Consider the following 16630-nt stretch of genomic DNA (forward strand, 5'->3'; position numbering starts at 1 on the left):
ATATAGTTTATGGATCAACTTTTAAAGTTTATAAATAATTTAAACACGGCACAAAGAGCTGTAATTATAGGAGGATTCTCTCTATTATTTATTTTATTAGTTGGATTATTAGTTTATTCAAGTGTAAAAGCCGAAGACAAAAAATTAAGTTATACTATAGCTACAAATCTTACAAAATCTCAAGTTATGCTAGCAAGTGATGAGCTTGAAGCTTCAGGTATTCAATTTGCAGTAATTGGTACTGGAAATAATTTAACTTTAAAAACGTCAAAAGATTTTATAAATATTGCTAAAATAAAATTGGTAACAAGTGAAGCAGCAACTAGTAAACACGTAGGTTGGGAGATATTTGAAAAATCTTCATTAGGTACAACAAATTTCGAAAATAAAGTAAAATATTTAAGAGCTTTAGAAGGTGAATTATCAAGATCTTTAGAAGCTTTAAGTGGAGTTTTAAGAGCAAATGTAAAGATTGCTATTCCAAAAGATACAATATTTACAGAAAAGAAAAATGATACAACTGCTTCAGCTATGGTTTCACTAAAACCAGGAATATTTTTAACGCAAAAACAAATTGATGGAATTAAAAATTTTATTGCCTCAGCTGTTCCAGATTTAAAAGAAGAGAATATTCAATTAATTGATCAAGATGGTAGTTTATTACAATTATCAGCTGATGATATAAATAATCAAAAATCATCGACTCAAAATAAATATAAAGAAAATTTAGAAGAAGATTATGAAAAAAAAGTAGTAGCTCTTCTTGAACCTTTTGTAGGAGTTGGAAGAGTTGTTGCAAAAGTTACTATTTCTTTAGATTTTATTAAAAAAGATGTAGAAGAAGAGATTTATAATCCAGAAGGAAGTATTAGATCTCAACAAACAATTGAAAATACTTCTAACTCACAAGGAATGCCTTCAAATACTGGTGGAGTAGCGGGTGTTGATAATAATATTCAAACACCAGGAACAGGAGCTGCTAATACTAATATTGCTTCAAATAGTGAAGGTACAAACACAGTAACAAATTATGAAATATCAAAAAAAGTGATTACGCAAAAAGATAATAACTATACAAATATAAAAAGAATTACAGCAGCTGTTACTTTTGATTCGTCAGTTTTAAAAGATATTCCTAATAAAGATGAATTCATTTTATCTTTAGAATCTATAGTTCAAGATACAATTGGATATGATAAAGTAAGAGGCGATAAAATAACTGTTAAAGATTTTAAATTTATTGGTGTTAAACCAATAGACCAAGTTGGACAAACAGTAGATGAAAATGGAAATGCAATAGTTGTAGATAATGGACCTGTTGATACTATCTCCATGATCAAATCTGTATTAAAAGATTTTAGTGAATATATTCAATATCTAATCGCTGCAGTTTTATTATTTATTTTTTATAAAAAATTTATAGCTTCAAATGAAGTTGTTATTTTAGGTGATGGCTCAAAACAAAATGTTGACGTAAATGACGAAAATTTAGTAAAAGATATGCTAACTGATTATGAGAATGAATTTGATACAAATACCGCACAAGGCAGACTTAAGTCAAAAGTCAAAAGTCAAATGTTAAATAATATTGATGGATTAGATGAAGAGTCAGCAGCTAGATATGAAGTTTTTATAGAAGAGTTAGATCGAGAAATAAATAATAATCCGGCAGAAATCGCAAGAATGATAGAGATGTTGTTAAGTGAAGGTAATAGTAATTTTAAAAAATAGTGGTAGTTTTAAATAAAAAGGTTGTTTTAAATGGCAGAAACAAAAGAAAATGATGTTTTAAAAGGCATGTCAATGCTGGCAAAAGTCGCAAGATTTTTTGTCTTAATTGGAGAAGAGTCAACTGTTAAAATATTTCAACATCTACCTAAAGATACTGTTGAGAACATCTCTACTGCAATTACACAAGTAACATCAATAAATAAAGAAGTATCTCTAGCAATACTTGAAGAATTCCATTTATATACTAAATCAAAAAGTTTTATTAGTGCAGGTGGTTATGATTTTGCAAGAGATATTTTATATAAATCTCTTGGAAAAGCTGAGGCTGATGAAGTTTTAGCAAAATTGTCAAGAATGAAATTAGCTTCGCAAGCTTTTTCATATTTAGATGGTATAAATCCAAAACAATTAAGTGACTTTATTAAAGATGAATCTCCACATACAATTGCTGTTATTTTATCTCATATGGATCCTAATAAATCAGCTGAAGTTTTAATGCAATTAGATGAAGAAATTAGAGTAAAAGTTACTATTCAAATAGCAACAATAAAAGATGTTTCTCCTGATGTTGTAAGAACTATTTCTTTAGTTTTAGAGAAAAAACTCGAATCTTTATTATCTTCAATTGTAGATGTCGGTGGTGTTAAAGTTGTAGCTGATATGTTAAATAAACTAGGACCAAAAGCACAAGATATATTAAAAAATATAAATGGTATTGATACTTCATTAGCTACTAAAATAAAAGAAAATATGTTTGTATTTGAAGACTTATTAAATCTTGATAGTGAATATATTATGAAAATTTTACAAAATGTTGAAACAGCAGATGTTGTAGTTGCCATGAAAAATGCACCTGAAGAAGATATGGATAAAATTACTAGTTCTATGAGTCAAAGGGCAAGAGATAGATTTAAAGAAGAGTTTGAAATGTTAAATAAAGTTAAAATAAAAGATATAGAAACAGCACAAAGAAAAATGCTTGATGTTGCACAAAAAATGATTGAAGATGGAATTATTGATAGAGAGAATTCATAATGGCTGATAATGTATACTCAAGTGCAAAAATTTTAAGTAAAAATGAAGAAGTTCAAAAGTATGAATTAGGCAATTTTATTAATAATAAGATAGAAGATAATCTTGTATCAAACTCTAGTACCATACTTGATGATAGAGAAATTAATGGACGAACGGATCCTTTATTAATTGAAATTAGAAATCTAAGTACAAAAATAAATGAAATTTCACAAAAAGTAACTAGTATAGAAAATGATGGAATAAAAGGTAAGGATATAGATGCACAAGTTGTTCAAGCTATAAGAGATTTGAAGCATTATGCTGCTTTTTTTGAACAAGCTACTTTTCAAATGGAAACAAAACTTCTAAAAACTTCAATCTCAATAGCTCAAAAAATCATTAGTATTGAAGTTGGAGAAAATTCAGCTAAAATTGCAAAGCAAACAATAACGCATCTTTTAGATAAAATAAAAACAGCTTCAAAAGTACAAATTCATTTAAATCCAAAAGATTATGAAATTTTAAAAGGTCAATTAAATTTAGAACCTTTTATTGAATTGCATCAAGATGCAAATGTTACAGCAGGTGGAGTTGTAATTGCAAGTGATCTTGGAAACTTTGATGGTAATATAGAATCAAAAGTTTCATCAATGCTTGAATCTTTGGATTTGGTTATTTAGTTTGGATATGTTATTTCTTTGAAATAATATAACTTTATGATATAATTTATCAAAATGAAAAAAAAGTATTAAAATGGAAATTAGTGAAAGAGATTATGACTTATTAGTTGATACGGAAATTGTTGTTGATGTAATGTTAGGCAGTACTAATATTAGTATATCAGAATTTCTAAAATTAGGTGATGGGGATATAATATCTTTATATAAAGCAGCAGGTTCAGGTGGAGAAATTTACGTTAACTCGAGGATTATTGGTACAGGTGATATCATAGTTATTGATGATAAACTAGCTGTTAGAGTTCAAGACTCAATGGATTCTGATAATGTTGTTAGATATTTTTTTGAAGAACATATTTTATAATAAACTATATAGCTAATACTTGCAAGATATAATACAAGTATAAGTTGTTAAATAGTCTAATCAATCTAAAAAATAATTTTTTAGACAAAGCAAATATTTCTTTGTCTATATTTTAAATAGGACAAATTTGGAAAATTTTTTACTAATTACAGTTATTGGAGTTTTATTATTATATTTCTTTTCAAGTGCTAATGTATATAAATCATTATATAAAAAAGTAAATGAAGAAAAAAATATTTTACAAGAAGATTTAACTAAATTAGAAGCTTTGATGGATAGATATGAAAAACAAGTTAAAATAAGTTCTAATACTTTAAAAACAAATCAAAATAATTTACAAGTTGCAAGAGATGATTTACAGCAATTAAGAATTGAAAATATAAACTTAAAAAATAGAGTTGAAGATTTAGAAAAAAGAAATGAAGAGCTTTATGCTCAAGTTAATACTATGGTTTAAGGTATAATATTAAATGAAATTATTACATAAAATATTATTAGGAACTTTTGCTTTTAATACTATTTTATATCTTAATGCAGATGTTATCGAATCCCAACCAGAAATTATATTTCAATTTGAAAAATTAAAAAAAACTCAAGAAAACTTAGCTCTTCAGGTGGATTTTAATAAAGCTGTATTACATCTTAGTAAAAATGAATATAATGAAGCAATTGAGCTTTTTAAAAAAACAGCAAAAATTTTAGAAATCCCTTCTTATTTAAATATTGGTATTGCCTATTACAAATTAAACTCTATTGATAATTCGATAGTTTATTTAAATAAAATTTATGAAAAAGAAGAAAATTCAAAAATCCATACTTTCTCATATATGTCTGCATGTTTTTATCTCTATCAAATATCAAAAGATAATAAGTATCTTGATACTATTGTTAAAATATCAAAAAAATTTACAGACTTATCAGAACATAGTAAAAGAATGCTTGCTGATACTTACATAATTTTAAAAGAGTATGAAAATGCATTATCTGTATTGGAAACTATGGATTATGCTATGGATTTAAAAAAAGCATTAATTTATATAAAGTTAAAAGATTATGAAAAAGCAAATCTATTATTAAAAAAAGCAAAAAATGATAACGTAAATCCAAATACAATTGATAAAATATTATGGTTTACGAGTTTTACTAATTTGAAATTGAATAATTTAGAGCAATTGAAAGAAACTTTAGATGAAATTAATACAAGAAAAAATACATTTAAATCAAATATTGAATTACCATTAGAAATATTTTTTAATCAAAACAAATATACTTCTAAGCAATATTTAAATTCAGTATTGAAATTTGATCAATCAAGAAAAATAGATTTTATTTATTATTTTGCACCTTTTATTTTTTCCGATTCACAAGAAATAATTTATGATAGTCAAAAAGGATTTATATATAATCAAAAAGAAAGTATTGTTAACCTTGAGGAAATGGTTGAATATAATGCAAAATTTTTAGATATAGTTAAAGCAGATCCAATTATTAGAGTTGTAGAATTAAAGAAAATGTTGACAAAAGATACAAAGTCATATATCTTTTATAATTTAGCATTATCTTGTGCACAAATTAATGATTTTAATAATGCTTTTAAATATTTTGAAAAAGCGTATAAATTAAATCCTGGTAATAAATTGTATTCAACAATGTATCTTATTACAGCTAATAGATTAAATATAAAAATTCAAGACAAAGAATATATTGAAACAACAATAAAAAATGATAATGGTTTATATAATTATTTTGGTAAAGAAATTTATAAACTATTTATTAATTCATTATATACTTTTTCAGATAAACCTTTAAATTATGAATCTACTATATTTTATAAAGCTATCGATTTTTTAAAAATTATGAATGAAAATAAAGATATTTCAAATCATATGCTATTGGATGAGCATTTTAAAGATCCATTGACTTTTTTGATTAGATTAGTTCAAAGAAAAGAGAATGAAAATGATTTTTCTTATTTTGCAAGATTACAAGATTCTATTCCTCTTACTTTAAATGATAATTTTTTAGAAGGACCTTTGGTTATTACTAGGTATTATATTGATATATTAAAGGCTTTAGGAATTCTAACAAATGCTGATTTAAGAATTTCAGGTGGCAAATCACCCTCTTATCTTAGAACTAAAGCTTTAAGTGATTTACATTTAGGTTCTCCTGATGAAACAATCAAAACTTTAGAATATTTACAAAGTGAATATAAGCTTGAAGATAAATATACAATGTATTTGATGGTTGCTGCATTATTAGAAGCAGGAAGATATAATGATGCATCACTTCAAATATCTTTGATAAAAGCAATTTTGAATGATCAAGATGCAGATTTTTTAACAGCGGTACAACTTATTCAGGAGCTTAAAATTTCAAGTGCAAAACAATTTTTAAATAATCCATATTTAGATTCACTAATAGATTTTAAATTAATTGGCTTTGATGAGTATTTAGAATCTCTATAGTTTAATTTTAAAATCTAAATAATTTAATTTTATTCTGCTATAATAACTTAAATTTGTTATTTTTAGGAGGATACTATGGAAATTGGTAGAGTTGCAGAAATAGACAATGCAAAAACGAATAATATTGAAAAGTTATCAAAAATAAGTAATCTGGATGAAAAGAATAAAGTAGATCCAGAAGATGAATATAAAAAAGCTTTAAGCCCTGATGCTGCTGCTAGTAAAAATGAGGTTATATTAGATAATGTTAAATTTGGTTATAACAAAGATTCAAAAGATTTTTTTGTTAAAATTACAAAAAGTGAAGCAGAATATAAATATCCAACAGAAGATATGATGAAAATGAAAGCATATTTTTTACAAGAATTAGCACTAAGAAATGAATAAGGTAGTTTAATTGGCATCAGATTTATCAAACATATTTAAAGACGAACTTTCAAATACTTTAGAGCAATTATTATCAAAGAATTCTCAAGTTGAAGCAGTAGTAAAATTATCAAATGATAGTTTTGACTCAACTCAACTTGTTGAATGTATAGTTAAATTTGATATAAAAGGTGTCTCTTCTGAAGTGATTTTTTTTGTTCCAACACTAAGTGCAACTAAATTTGAATATTTAATGCTTGGTGGAATGGGTGATTTAAAAGAACATATTGATGATGAAATAACTGATGCTATTAATGAAATAATTTCAAATATTTGCGGAAGTTTTTGTACTTCAGTTAATGCACAAGGTTTAGCTGATATTACTTCTATTAAATCAGAAATTAAAAGTTCAAAAATAATAGATGGATCAGTATTATCTTCGAAAAGTAATACTTTTGAGTTTATTCTTTCTTTAGATAGTGAAAAATTACCTATACTTGTATGTTTTGATGAATTTATCTTACCATTTTTTTCTTCAATTACTGGAATTGGATTAGAAGAAGATTCATTTACAAAACCAAGTTCTAGTCCAGCTATTTCTTCTGTAAATGTTCCAACTAATACTTCAATGTCTTCATCTCCTATAATTCAAGCGCCTAAAAATCTTGAATTATTATATAATGTAAAATTAAAATTAAGTGTGAGACTTGGTACAAAAGTTGTTCTTTTGAAAGACATATTAAGATGGGATGTCGGAGAAATAATTGAATTAGAACAAATGGTAAATGAACCTTTAGAAATTTTAGTAAATGGTGTTAAAATTGGTGAAGGTGAAGCTGTAATTGTTGAAGGTAAATTTGGACTTAAAATAAAAAAAATCGGAAATGAAGATTTTAGATTAAATCAAATAGGATTGTAATTTATGGATAAAACTACCGCAGGCGGATTGGGAGCTGGATGGGGATTAGTAGCTCTAGCAATAATTTTAGGTGGAGTAGGATTTGGTCCTTATATAGATATTCCATCTGTAGTTATTGTTTTTGGAGGTACTATTGCTGTAACAGCAGGGCAATTTGAGGCTGCTGATTTAAAAAGAGTTGTTCCGGCAATAAAAGTTGCTATGAATAATGTTAAGGTTGAACCCTTAAATGAATTAGTAGAAAAAATTGTTTTTTACGCCACAGAAATAAAAAAACATGGTGTAATGCAAATTGAGCAGAAAGTTCTTCAAGAAACAAATCCATTTTTTAAAGAAGCATTTCAACTGCTTGTTGATGGAACCAAACCTGATGTATTACAGCCTTTAATGGAATTAAAGTTAGAGCATATGAATAAAAGACATAGTGTAATGATTTCAATATTTGGAAATATTGGAGGAACTGCGGGTGCTATGGGAATGATTGGTACTCTTGTAGGGCTTGTTGCGATGCTTGCAAACCTTTCAGATCCAGCTGCTGTTGGTCCTGCAATGGCTGTTGCATTACTTACAACAATGTATGGAGCACTTACTGGAACATTATTTGCAGGAATATTTGAAAGTAAGTTATCTCAAAAACATAATGTTGAAGTTACTGCTTGTGAAGTTATTATTCAAGGAGCAACAATGATTGCTGCTGAGGAATCTATAGGTAATATAAAAATGCAACTAAATGCAATTTTAGTTGAACCTAATGAATAAAGTAAAATAATGGCAAAAAATAAATGTCCTGAATGCCCTAAATGCTTACCTGGTTGGTTGGTACAGTTTGGGGATTTAATGTCTTTACTTCTAACTTTTTTTATTCTTTTGCTTTCAATGGCAGTAATGGATAAGAAAAAAGTTGAAGAGTATTTTGATATTATGAAAAAAGCAATGGGTTTTATTGATGCTTCCACTGATGTTGAAACTCAAAGTGATGCTTATTCTACTCAAAATAATGACTCTTCAACTCAAGAAGATAATTCATCAAATGAAAGTGATTTTGATAGTACGGCTCAAGATGTTTCACAAATAGTTGAAGAAGTTAATTCAAGTCAAAGTATTGAAAGTCAAGAAATTAAAATGGAAAAAGGGAAAAATGAATTTGTTTTAGATATCCCTTCCACTATAATGTTTGATGATGGACAATATGAGTTAACAAATCAAAGTGCAAAAATATTTATTTCAAAAATTGCAAGGGTTATTAGAACTATGCCACAAACTTTTAATATTGAAATAATTGGGCATACAGATACAAATAGAATTCAAAGTACAACAATTCCTAGAGATTCTTGGGATATATCAGCACTTAGATCAATATCTGTTGTAAAAGAGTTGATAAAAAATAGAATTGATCCAGCAATTCTTAAAGTTTCTGCATATGGATCTTTTCATCCAAAAAGTGATGTAGCAGCAGATAATAGAAGAGTTGAAATGAGATTCTTTTCTGAAAATAATCAACAAGATATTTTAAGTGAAGAGAATTTCTTTGATAGATTGGAGTAACAATGGAAATAAATACTAGCAATTTAATCAATAAAGATATGTTACAAACAAATAAGTTTGAAAATGTTAAAAGTGCTGAACTTAAAAACAAAGATGAAAAACAACTAAAACAAGTATGTGATGATTTTGAGTCATACTTTTTAAATCAAACACTTGATGTTTCCTTGCGTTCATCAAATATAGCAGGTGAGGGTACTGGATCTGATATTATTAAAAGTATGTATATACAAGCAGTAGCAGACAACTCAACAGGTAGCTTGGGTATTAGTTCTATGTTGTATGAATTTTTAACCAAAAACAATAAATAAAGGGAGTTCTTATGATAGAAAATATAGTTAAGGATATGACTGATTTAGTTGATCAACTTAAAAGTTCTATTAATCAAGATATCTTAGATATAAAAGAAGCTAAACACGAAGAACTTTTAAAAAGAAATGATCAAAAACATTCTATGATTGATGAAATAATGGTTTTAAAAATGCAATTAAATAAGGAATTAATGGCTTTACTTCAAGAGGGAAAAGATGTTAATATATACAGACAAAGTGTAGATACCCTTGAGGTTGATTTAAAAGAACTTTATGTGTTGAATAAAAAATTGGCTTCTATAGTATTACCTGTTCAAAAAATGTATAAAGATTTAGTTTCTGAAATCACAGCAGTAAAGGGAGGACAACTTTTTGATATTAAGGTTTAGTTTCTTATGTTTATTATTATCTGTAAATAGTTTTGCTATTAGTGTATTAATAGCAAAAGAATCAATTAATTTTGAGGAAAAAATAGATATCTCTAAATTTAGAGTGCAAAATGTTAATGATATATCAAAAGCATGTGTACCTTTAAAACTTAGTGATATACAAAATAAAGATTATGTAACTACTCATTTTATAAATAAAAATACTATTATTTGTCAAAAAGATGTAAAAGATTATAAAGATACAGGAGTTGTTTTCAATTTTGGCGGTGTAAAAATTGAGAAAAAAGGAAAAATTATATATGAAAATGATGAGTTTATTCGAATAAAGAATTTGGATGGATCAATTGAGCAAATATATAAAGATGGAAGAATAAAATGAATATGCTCTCTTTTTTAGGAGAAACGCCAACTATTGCTTTGCGACTTGCTCAAGATGAATGTGGTGAAGAAGCAATTGTAATTTCTACAAAAAAAATATCTGATTCTAGAAGTAACGGCAAAAGTATGTATGAAGTAGTTGTTGCAATTGAAGATGAAGATAAAAAGAAAAACTTAATCTACACAAAATCTGCAATAAGTAAAGCAAGTGAAGATTCTTCGCAAATGAAAACACATGTATATGATTTCAAAGAAGAAATTCTAAAAATGCAAGGGGTACTAGAGCAAGTTCAAAAATCAATATGGAATCCAAAAAGCCAACTTTATGATTTAACAATTCCACCTGAGTTTGCATCTATGTATAATACTTTTGAGTTAAATGAATTTGATCAAGAGATGACATATACAATTATGAAAAAAACTATAAAACAGTTGCCAATTGCCTTAAAATCAAATCCAAAAAAAGTAAATGATTTTTTTAAATTGATTCTGAGAAGAGTAATACCAATCAAACATGAAGTCCCATTAAGAAAACATCAAAGAAAAATTATCATGATGGTTGGACCAACAGGTGTTGGAAAAACTACTACTATCTCAAAATTAGCAGCTCGTTATGCTTATAAACTAGGTCAAAACTATAAAGTAGGAATTGTAACACTTGATTCATTTAGGGTAGGTGCTATTGAGCAATTACAAGCTTATACAAATATTATGAGATTACCTTTGGAAATTGTAAAAAAGCCTGAAGGTTTATCTGAAGCACTTTTAAGATTAAAAGATTGTAATTATATATTTATAGATACAGCAGGTTCTAGTCAATACGATGTTGATAAAATAGAGCTTATCAATGAATATCAAAAAAGAGTTGAAGAATTACCCATTGAAAAGATTTTAGTTTTACCTGCAAATGTAAAACATAGTGATTTATTAGAAATTTATAAAAATTATTCAAGATTAAATATTGATTATCTAACATTTACAAAATTAGATGAAACACGAAGTTTTGGAAATTTAATTTCATTTGCTCATAAAACAAAAAAATCAATAACATATTTTTCAATCGGACAAAATGTACCAGATGACTTAATAGTATCTGATTCTACTTTTTTAATAGATTGCTTTATGAATCATCAATGTATTAGGAGATAGAGTTTTGTTTGATGCTATTTCTTCTCAAGCTAGTAAATTAATAAGTTTGACTAATAGAGTAAAAAAAAACTACTCTAAAACAAAACTTATAACAATTACATCAGGAAAAGGTGGTGTTGGAAAATCGACCTTTACTGCTAATATGGCTTTTTTACTCTCTCGTAGAGGCTTTAAAGTTGCTGTTTTAGATGCTGATATTGGCTTAGCTAATATGCAAGTATTATTTGACTTAAAACCACAAAACACACTTTTTGAATATATCGATGGTATAAAAACTTTAGATGAGATAATTACAAAAACTATTTATGAAAATGTATATTTAATTGCAGGAAAAAGTGGTTATCAATATACAACAAATACAAATAGTTTTATTTTTTCACGAGTTGTAAAAGATATTATTTCTTTAAATCAGTTTGATATTTTGTTAATAGATACGGGAGCTGGACTTAATGATTATGTAAGAGAATTCTTATCTATTTCTGATAATATATTAGCAGTTACAACAACTGATCCTAGCGCGCTAACTGATGTTTATTCTTTGATGAAGATGTTATCTTTTAATAAAAATAAATTGATGGTGTGTTTTAATCATACAAGAAATTATCAAATTGGCGAAACCATCGCTAATTCTTTAATGAATTTAGGAAAAAAAAATAGCTTAAATGAAGATTTTATGGTAGAATATATAGGAAACGTTTCAAGTTCTGCAAATATTTCTACAACTGGTCGACTTAGAAAATTATTTGCCAATGAGTTTTCATCTGATGAAACAACAAAACAATTACAGATGATTATAGATAAGTTATTAAAAAATATTCATTAAGGTTTGTTCTAAAGTGCAAAAAGTAAGTTTAGTTATTTTTTCCAATCGTAATGTTACAAAGATAGCTATATTATGATAATAGAGCGATTCTCCCAAACTGTAATAAACAGTGGAATTTTTAGACTATATATTGCAACAGGTTTTTTTGCAACTTTAATATTTTTTGTAGTTAATGCAGAACTCTTTACTCCTTTTGAGATGATTTTAGGTACAATATTAATAACGATAATTTTAAAAGGTATGAGTAACATTATGTTATCTTTAATAATTAGTCTATTTAGTCTTGATAATAAAAGAAGTGAATTTGACTTTAAATATAATGAAGAAAAAATACAAGTTATGTTGAATGAGCTGAGTGTTAAAGAAGTAATAGATGTTAATAAAAATTTAAAGAAAGCTAATTAAGGAGTAAATTTTGAATATATCTTCAATAGGTAATTCTCTAAGTACATTAGGCTTAACTAATGTTAATAAAGTTGAAGACGAGAGTACAAAATCATTTCAAAGTATGTTAAATGATGCTATTTCTGAGGTAAATAATGATCAAGTAGAAGGATATAATTCTATGGAAAGTATAGCTTCAGGAAAAGTTACTAATCTTCAGGAAGCTGTACAAAAAATTGAAGAAGCTGAATTATCTCTAAAATTAGCATTAGAAGTAAAAAATAAGGCATTAAACGCTTATAAAGAAGTAATGAAAATGTCAATCTAGAAAGGATTAATTATGGGTTTTTTTGACGGATATAATGTATCATCATCAGGAATGAGTGCTCAAAGAACTAGAATTAATGTTGTGAGTGCAAATATTGCTAATGCAAAAACTACACATACAGCTGAGGGTGGACCTTATAAAAAGCAACAAGTAGTCTTTGAAGATGTTTTATTAGCAAGTGGTAAAAAAACAAATTCTAATGACGTTCAAGCTACAAATAACGCTAATTCAGATATTTCATTAAGAGGAGTTGGTGTAAAATCAATAATCCAATCAGACGCAAAACCAGTAATGAGATATGAACCAGCACATCCTGATGCCAATGAGCAGGGATATGTTGCATATCCTGATATAAATCCTGTAATTGAAATGGTTGATTTAATAGAGGCTACGAGATCATATGAAGCAAATGTTGCTTCGTTTAATACTCATAAAAATATTGATTCTAAAACTTTAGATATATTAAATATGTAGTCTGTCATGTCAAATATAATTGATTTCTTAAAACCAACTAAATCTTTAGATTCAGATAGTTTAACTTCTGCTTCTGAAAGTCAAGTAATTAAAGATAAACCTTCACTTTTTGATTCTTTATTAAGTGGTAATAAATCAGATACTACAGCAAACTTAAATAATACAGAAGAAATAAATCCAAAATCAAAACTAGAACAAACAAAAAGTGATGTAAAAATAGATATTGAAAAAAAAGAAGATAATTCAGATTTATTGCAAAATGAAGAAGAAACAAAGATAGATTTAAAAAAAGACTTAAATAGTAAAGATACTAGTGTTTTAAAAGAAGAGAAAATATCAAGTACAAGCTCACTGTTAGATAGATTGGTTTTAGAAGCAAAAAAAGAAGTAAAAACTGTAAATCAAGAACAATTAAAAAGTTTAGATAATAAAATAGTTTCAACGCAAAATTTAAATAATACTGAAGAAATAACTAGTGATCTAAAATCAGAACTAAAAGCTAATGATTTGATTAAAACTGTAAATAATGTAGAAATAAAGACTTCAAATCAAGAAGAATCAAAAAGTTTAGATAATAAAACAAATTCAACACAAAATTTAAATAATACTGAAGAAATAAATAGTGATATAGAAGAAAAAGAAAAAATAAAGAATCCTTTAAATTTGATAGATAATAAAAAAACATCGCAATCTGATTTAAATCAAGAAATAAATATAATTAATCAAAAAGAATTAGAAAGTTTAGATAATAAATCAAACACAACCATAACAGTAAATTTAAATAATATAGAAGAAATAAATCCAGAATCAAAACTAGAACAAACAAAAAGTGATGTAAAAACGGGTGTTGGAGATAAAGAAGAAACACAAAAAGATTTGGATTTAGCAAAAGATTTAAATAGTAAAAATACTAATACTTTAAAAGAAGAGAAAATATCAAGTACAAGCTCACTGTTAGACAGGCTGGTTTTAGAGGCAAAAAAAGAAGTAAAAAACATAGATCAAGAACAATTAAAAAGTTTAGATAAGAAGATAACTTCAACACAAAATGTAGATAATATAGAAGAAATAACTAGTGATTTAAAAATAAATTTACTAAGTACTGATCAAAAAGAAGAAATAGTAAAAGCAAAAGAAACTTTTAGTTCAGTAAAAGAAATAAAAATAGTAAATCAAGAAGAATTAAATATTTTAGATAAAAATTTAGTTTATCAAGACAAAGATCAGAATAAAAATAGTGACAGTTCACTTATAAATCCAAATAAAAAAATAGATATTGAAAATAAAAATATATCAAATATATCTCTTGTTGCAAAAGTACCAGTATTAGATGAAGAAAAAGTAAAAATCGAAAAAACAAAAAATGAAGTAGAAGAAAAAATAATCTCTTTTGAAAATAATGAAAAAATTAATACAGAAATTAATATGGAATCTAATATAGATGATATAGGAATAGATTTTGACAAAAATTCAGAAATAAATAATAGTAAAATTTCGGAAGAGAATATTTCAAATGTAAATAAAATAGGTATTTCAAATACTATTTCAATTCCATTAAGTGATACTTTAAATTTGGATGAAAGTATTATATCTTCAAAAAATACACAAGCAAAATCTCTAATGGATCAATTAATTCAAAAAAATAGTGAAAATATTGAATCTATTTTACCAGATAAAATTGATATTATTCAAAGAGAAAGTGCATCAAAAGATTTTATTTCAAATATATATTTAAGCACTCAAAAAAATTCTATAAATACACAAAATCTTTTTAATAAAAATGAAGCGGTAAATTTATTAAAAGATGCATCAAATATAAAAGATGTTAAAACAAGTGCTCAAATGCTAGATTTAGGTTTAGAAGATATTAGTGTAGATCAACTTAGTGAAACAGAAATAACAGTAGAAAAACCTGTTAAGCAGACTCTTGATTTAGTTGCAAAAAAAGCTATTCTAGATAGTTTATTGATAAGTAAAAATATTGTTGATGTAGACGTAAAGAATTTAATTACAAAATCAGTAGAAGCTAGTAGTGCTTTGCTTGATGATACTTTAAAAATCTCAGATGATACAGTTGTAAATGTAAATTCACCATTATCATATAATATTCAATCAAAAATAATAGGTGCAAGACAGCAAATGTCAACTATGATGTCAGATATTGCAAGACAAATGTATGAAAACTATAAACCGCCTGTTACAGTATTTAAAATTAATTTAAATCCTTTAGAGTTGGGTAGCATTGCAATTTTAATGAAAAATGATAAAAATAATTCATTGTCAATTAGTATGAATGTTTCTAACAATACTACTTTAGATGCATTAATTGATAATCAAAATGTTTTAAAAACTTCATTAAATAAAAGTTTTGATGAGAATACAAAGTTTAATCTTAATTTTTCTTCATCAAATGAAAACAATAATCAATCAAGTAACCAAAACAATCAAGGCAACCAAGGTAATCAAAATAAATTTGAACAACAAATAGATACTCAATCAATATTAGAATTAAAAGAAGAAAATAAAGACACAGAAGAAAAAAGTATAGACTATATGTAATGGAAGCTTTTTTATCTTTATTAAATGAAGAAGTTTTATTTCAATTTCTTCTCTTACTTGCTAGAATATTGGCTTTTGTAGCTTTTATGCCTGTTTTTGGTCATGCAGCAATTAGTCCAACTATTAGAATAGCATTTGCTTTTTATATTACAATATTTATTTTTCCTTTAGTTGAGATATCAAGTACAATAAATCAAGATAATTTTATAATGGCATTGGTTTCTGAAATTACTCTTGGTTTAGTTGCTTCAATGCTAATTAATATAATTTTTTCTGCCGTGAAAATAATAGGTGAATTTGTAGAATACTCAACTGCTTTATCAATGGCAGCTATGTTTGATCCAACCACAGGTGCGCAAGAAGGTTTAATTGCAAAACTTCTTTTTTGGATAGCCTTGATGTTGTTTTTTCAAACAGGTATGTATGAAATGACTTTAGTTATTTTGGTAAAAAGTTTTACAATGATAAATTTAGGAACTTTTGATATTTTTTCCTATGATGGAATACAATTAGCAATTAATGAAGTGAAAAGAATGTTTGCTTTTGCTTTTGCTTTTGCTTTTCCTTTATTTTTTATTGGATTTATTTTAGATATATATTATGGATATGGTACAAGATCTATGCCTTCATTTTCTCCTTTTGTAATTACTTTTCAGTTAAAATTTGCATTAATCTTTATATTTCTAATTTTAGGAATGGAAACATTTACTGAAGCATTTACGAATTATTTTATAGATAAATTTCAATAATTAGG

General features: G+C 26.0%; 20 protein-coding genes. All 20 read left to right on the plus strand.

Going from position 1 to position 16630, the window contains the following annotated elements; all coding sequences use genetic code 11:
• Positions 1–9 precede the first annotated feature (9 nt).
• The 20 genes from fliF (at position 10) to ABVS04_RS05750 (ending at position 16625) form a co-directional block, all read left to right on the plus strand.
• Positions 10–1731 (plus strand): flagellar basal-body MS-ring/collar protein FliF, encoded by a 1722-nt coding sequence (gene fliF / locus ABVS04_RS05655; RefSeq protein WP_368029692.1) that lies wholly within the window; start codon positions 10–12, stop codon positions 1729–1731.
• A 30-nt stretch (positions 1732–1761) separates the two neighbouring features.
• Positions 1762–2766, plus strand: coding sequence for a flagellar motor switch protein FliG (gene fliG / locus ABVS04_RS05660; RefSeq protein ID WP_368029693.1), 1005 nt, complete (start codon positions 1762–1764; stop codon positions 2764–2766).
• Positions 2766–3425 carry a FliH/SctL family protein gene (locus ABVS04_RS05665; protein ID WP_368029694.1) on the plus strand — a complete coding sequence of 220 codons (660 nt, stop codon included), beginning with the start codon at positions 2766–2768 and terminating at the stop codon, positions 3423–3425. The genes fliG and ABVS04_RS05665 overlap by 1 nt, the downstream gene beginning before the upstream one ends.
• Before the next feature lie 73 nt (positions 3426–3498).
• On the plus strand, positions 3499–3786 hold the full coding sequence (locus ABVS04_RS05670) for a FliM/FliN family flagellar motor switch protein (protein WP_368029695.1): 288 nt from the start codon (positions 3499–3501) through the stop codon (positions 3784–3786).
• A 127-nt stretch (positions 3787–3913) separates the two neighbouring features.
• Entirely contained in the window at positions 3914–4243 is a 330-nt protein-coding gene (locus ABVS04_RS05675) for a hypothetical protein (protein WP_368029696.1), read from the plus strand.
• A 13-nt stretch (positions 4244–4256) separates the two neighbouring features.
• Positions 4257–6254 (plus strand): tetratricopeptide repeat protein, encoded by a 1998-nt coding sequence (locus tag ABVS04_RS05680; protein ID WP_368029697.1) that lies wholly within the window; start codon positions 4257–4259, stop codon positions 6252–6254.
• 75 nt (positions 6255–6329) lie between these two features.
• Entirely contained in the window at positions 6330–6641 is a 312-nt protein-coding gene (locus ABVS04_RS05685) for a flagellin (RefSeq protein WP_368029698.1), read from the plus strand.
• A gap of 10 nt (positions 6642–6651) precedes the next feature.
• Positions 6652–7539: a FliM/FliN family flagellar motor switch protein gene (locus ABVS04_RS05690; RefSeq protein ID WP_368029699.1), complete on the plus strand. Its 888-nt coding sequence runs from the start codon at positions 6652–6654 to the stop codon at positions 7537–7539.
• Between the two features lie 3 nt (positions 7540–7542).
• Positions 7543–8298 (plus strand): motility protein A, encoded by a 756-nt coding sequence (locus ABVS04_RS05695; RefSeq protein ID WP_368029700.1) that lies wholly within the window; start codon positions 7543–7545, stop codon positions 8296–8298.
• Positions 8299–8307: 9 nt separating this feature from the next.
• A complete protein-coding gene (locus tag ABVS04_RS05700) occupies positions 8308–9084 on the plus strand; it encodes a flagellar motor protein MotB (RefSeq protein ID WP_368029701.1) in 777 nt (258 codons plus the stop codon).
• 2 nt (positions 9085–9086) lie between these two features.
• Positions 9087–9392 (plus strand): rod-binding protein, encoded by a 306-nt coding sequence (locus tag ABVS04_RS05705; RefSeq protein ID WP_368029702.1) that lies wholly within the window; start codon positions 9087–9089, stop codon positions 9390–9392.
• Between the two features lie 11 nt (positions 9393–9403).
• A complete protein-coding gene (locus ABVS04_RS05710; RefSeq protein ID WP_368029703.1) occupies positions 9404–9781 on the plus strand; it encodes a hypothetical protein in 378 nt (125 codons plus the stop codon).
• Complete coding sequence (locus tag ABVS04_RS05715; RefSeq protein ID WP_368029704.1) at positions 9765–10160, plus strand: hypothetical protein; 396 nt, start codon at positions 9765–9767, stop codon at positions 10158–10160. The genes ABVS04_RS05710 and ABVS04_RS05715 overlap by 17 nt, the downstream gene beginning before the upstream one ends.
• On the plus strand, positions 10157–11308 hold the full coding sequence (flhF, locus tag ABVS04_RS05720) for a flagellar biosynthesis protein FlhF (RefSeq protein WP_368029705.1): 1152 nt from the start codon (positions 10157–10159) through the stop codon (positions 11306–11308). Before ABVS04_RS05715 ends, flhF begins: the two co-directional genes overlap by 4 nt.
• Positions 11309–11312: 4 nt before the next feature.
• Positions 11313–12131: a P-loop NTPase gene (locus ABVS04_RS05725; protein ID WP_368029706.1), complete on the plus strand. Its 819-nt coding sequence runs from the start codon at positions 11313–11315 to the stop codon at positions 12129–12131.
• Positions 12132–12203: 72 nt separating this feature from the next.
• Entirely contained in the window at positions 12204–12536 is a 333-nt protein-coding gene (locus ABVS04_RS05730; RefSeq protein WP_368029707.1) for a hypothetical protein, read from the plus strand.
• A 10-nt stretch (positions 12537–12546) separates the two neighbouring features.
• Positions 12547–12843, plus strand: a complete 297-nt coding sequence (gene fliE, locus ABVS04_RS05735) for a flagellar hook-basal body complex protein FliE (RefSeq protein ID WP_368029708.1) — start codon at positions 12547–12549, stop codon at positions 12841–12843.
• 12 nt (positions 12844–12855) lie between these two features.
• A complete protein-coding gene (flgC, locus tag ABVS04_RS05740; RefSeq protein WP_368029709.1) occupies positions 12856–13317 on the plus strand; it encodes a flagellar basal body rod protein FlgC in 462 nt (153 codons plus the stop codon).
• A gap of 6 nt (positions 13318–13323) precedes the next feature.
• On the plus strand, positions 13324–15876 hold the full coding sequence (locus ABVS04_RS05745; protein WP_368029710.1) for a flagellar hook-length control protein FliK: 2553 nt from the start codon (positions 13324–13326) through the stop codon (positions 15874–15876).
• Positions 15876–16625: a flagellar biosynthetic protein FliR gene (locus ABVS04_RS05750; protein WP_368029711.1), complete on the plus strand. Its 750-nt coding sequence runs from the start codon at positions 15876–15878 to the stop codon at positions 16623–16625. The genes ABVS04_RS05745 and ABVS04_RS05750 overlap by 1 nt, the downstream gene beginning before the upstream one ends.
• The last annotated feature ends 5 nt before the right edge of the window (positions 16626–16630 follow it).

This window comes from Arcobacter sp. s6 (assembly GCF_040884245.1).
Taxonomy (GTDB): Bacteria; Campylobacterota; Campylobacteria; order Campylobacterales; family Arcobacteraceae; genus Aliarcobacter.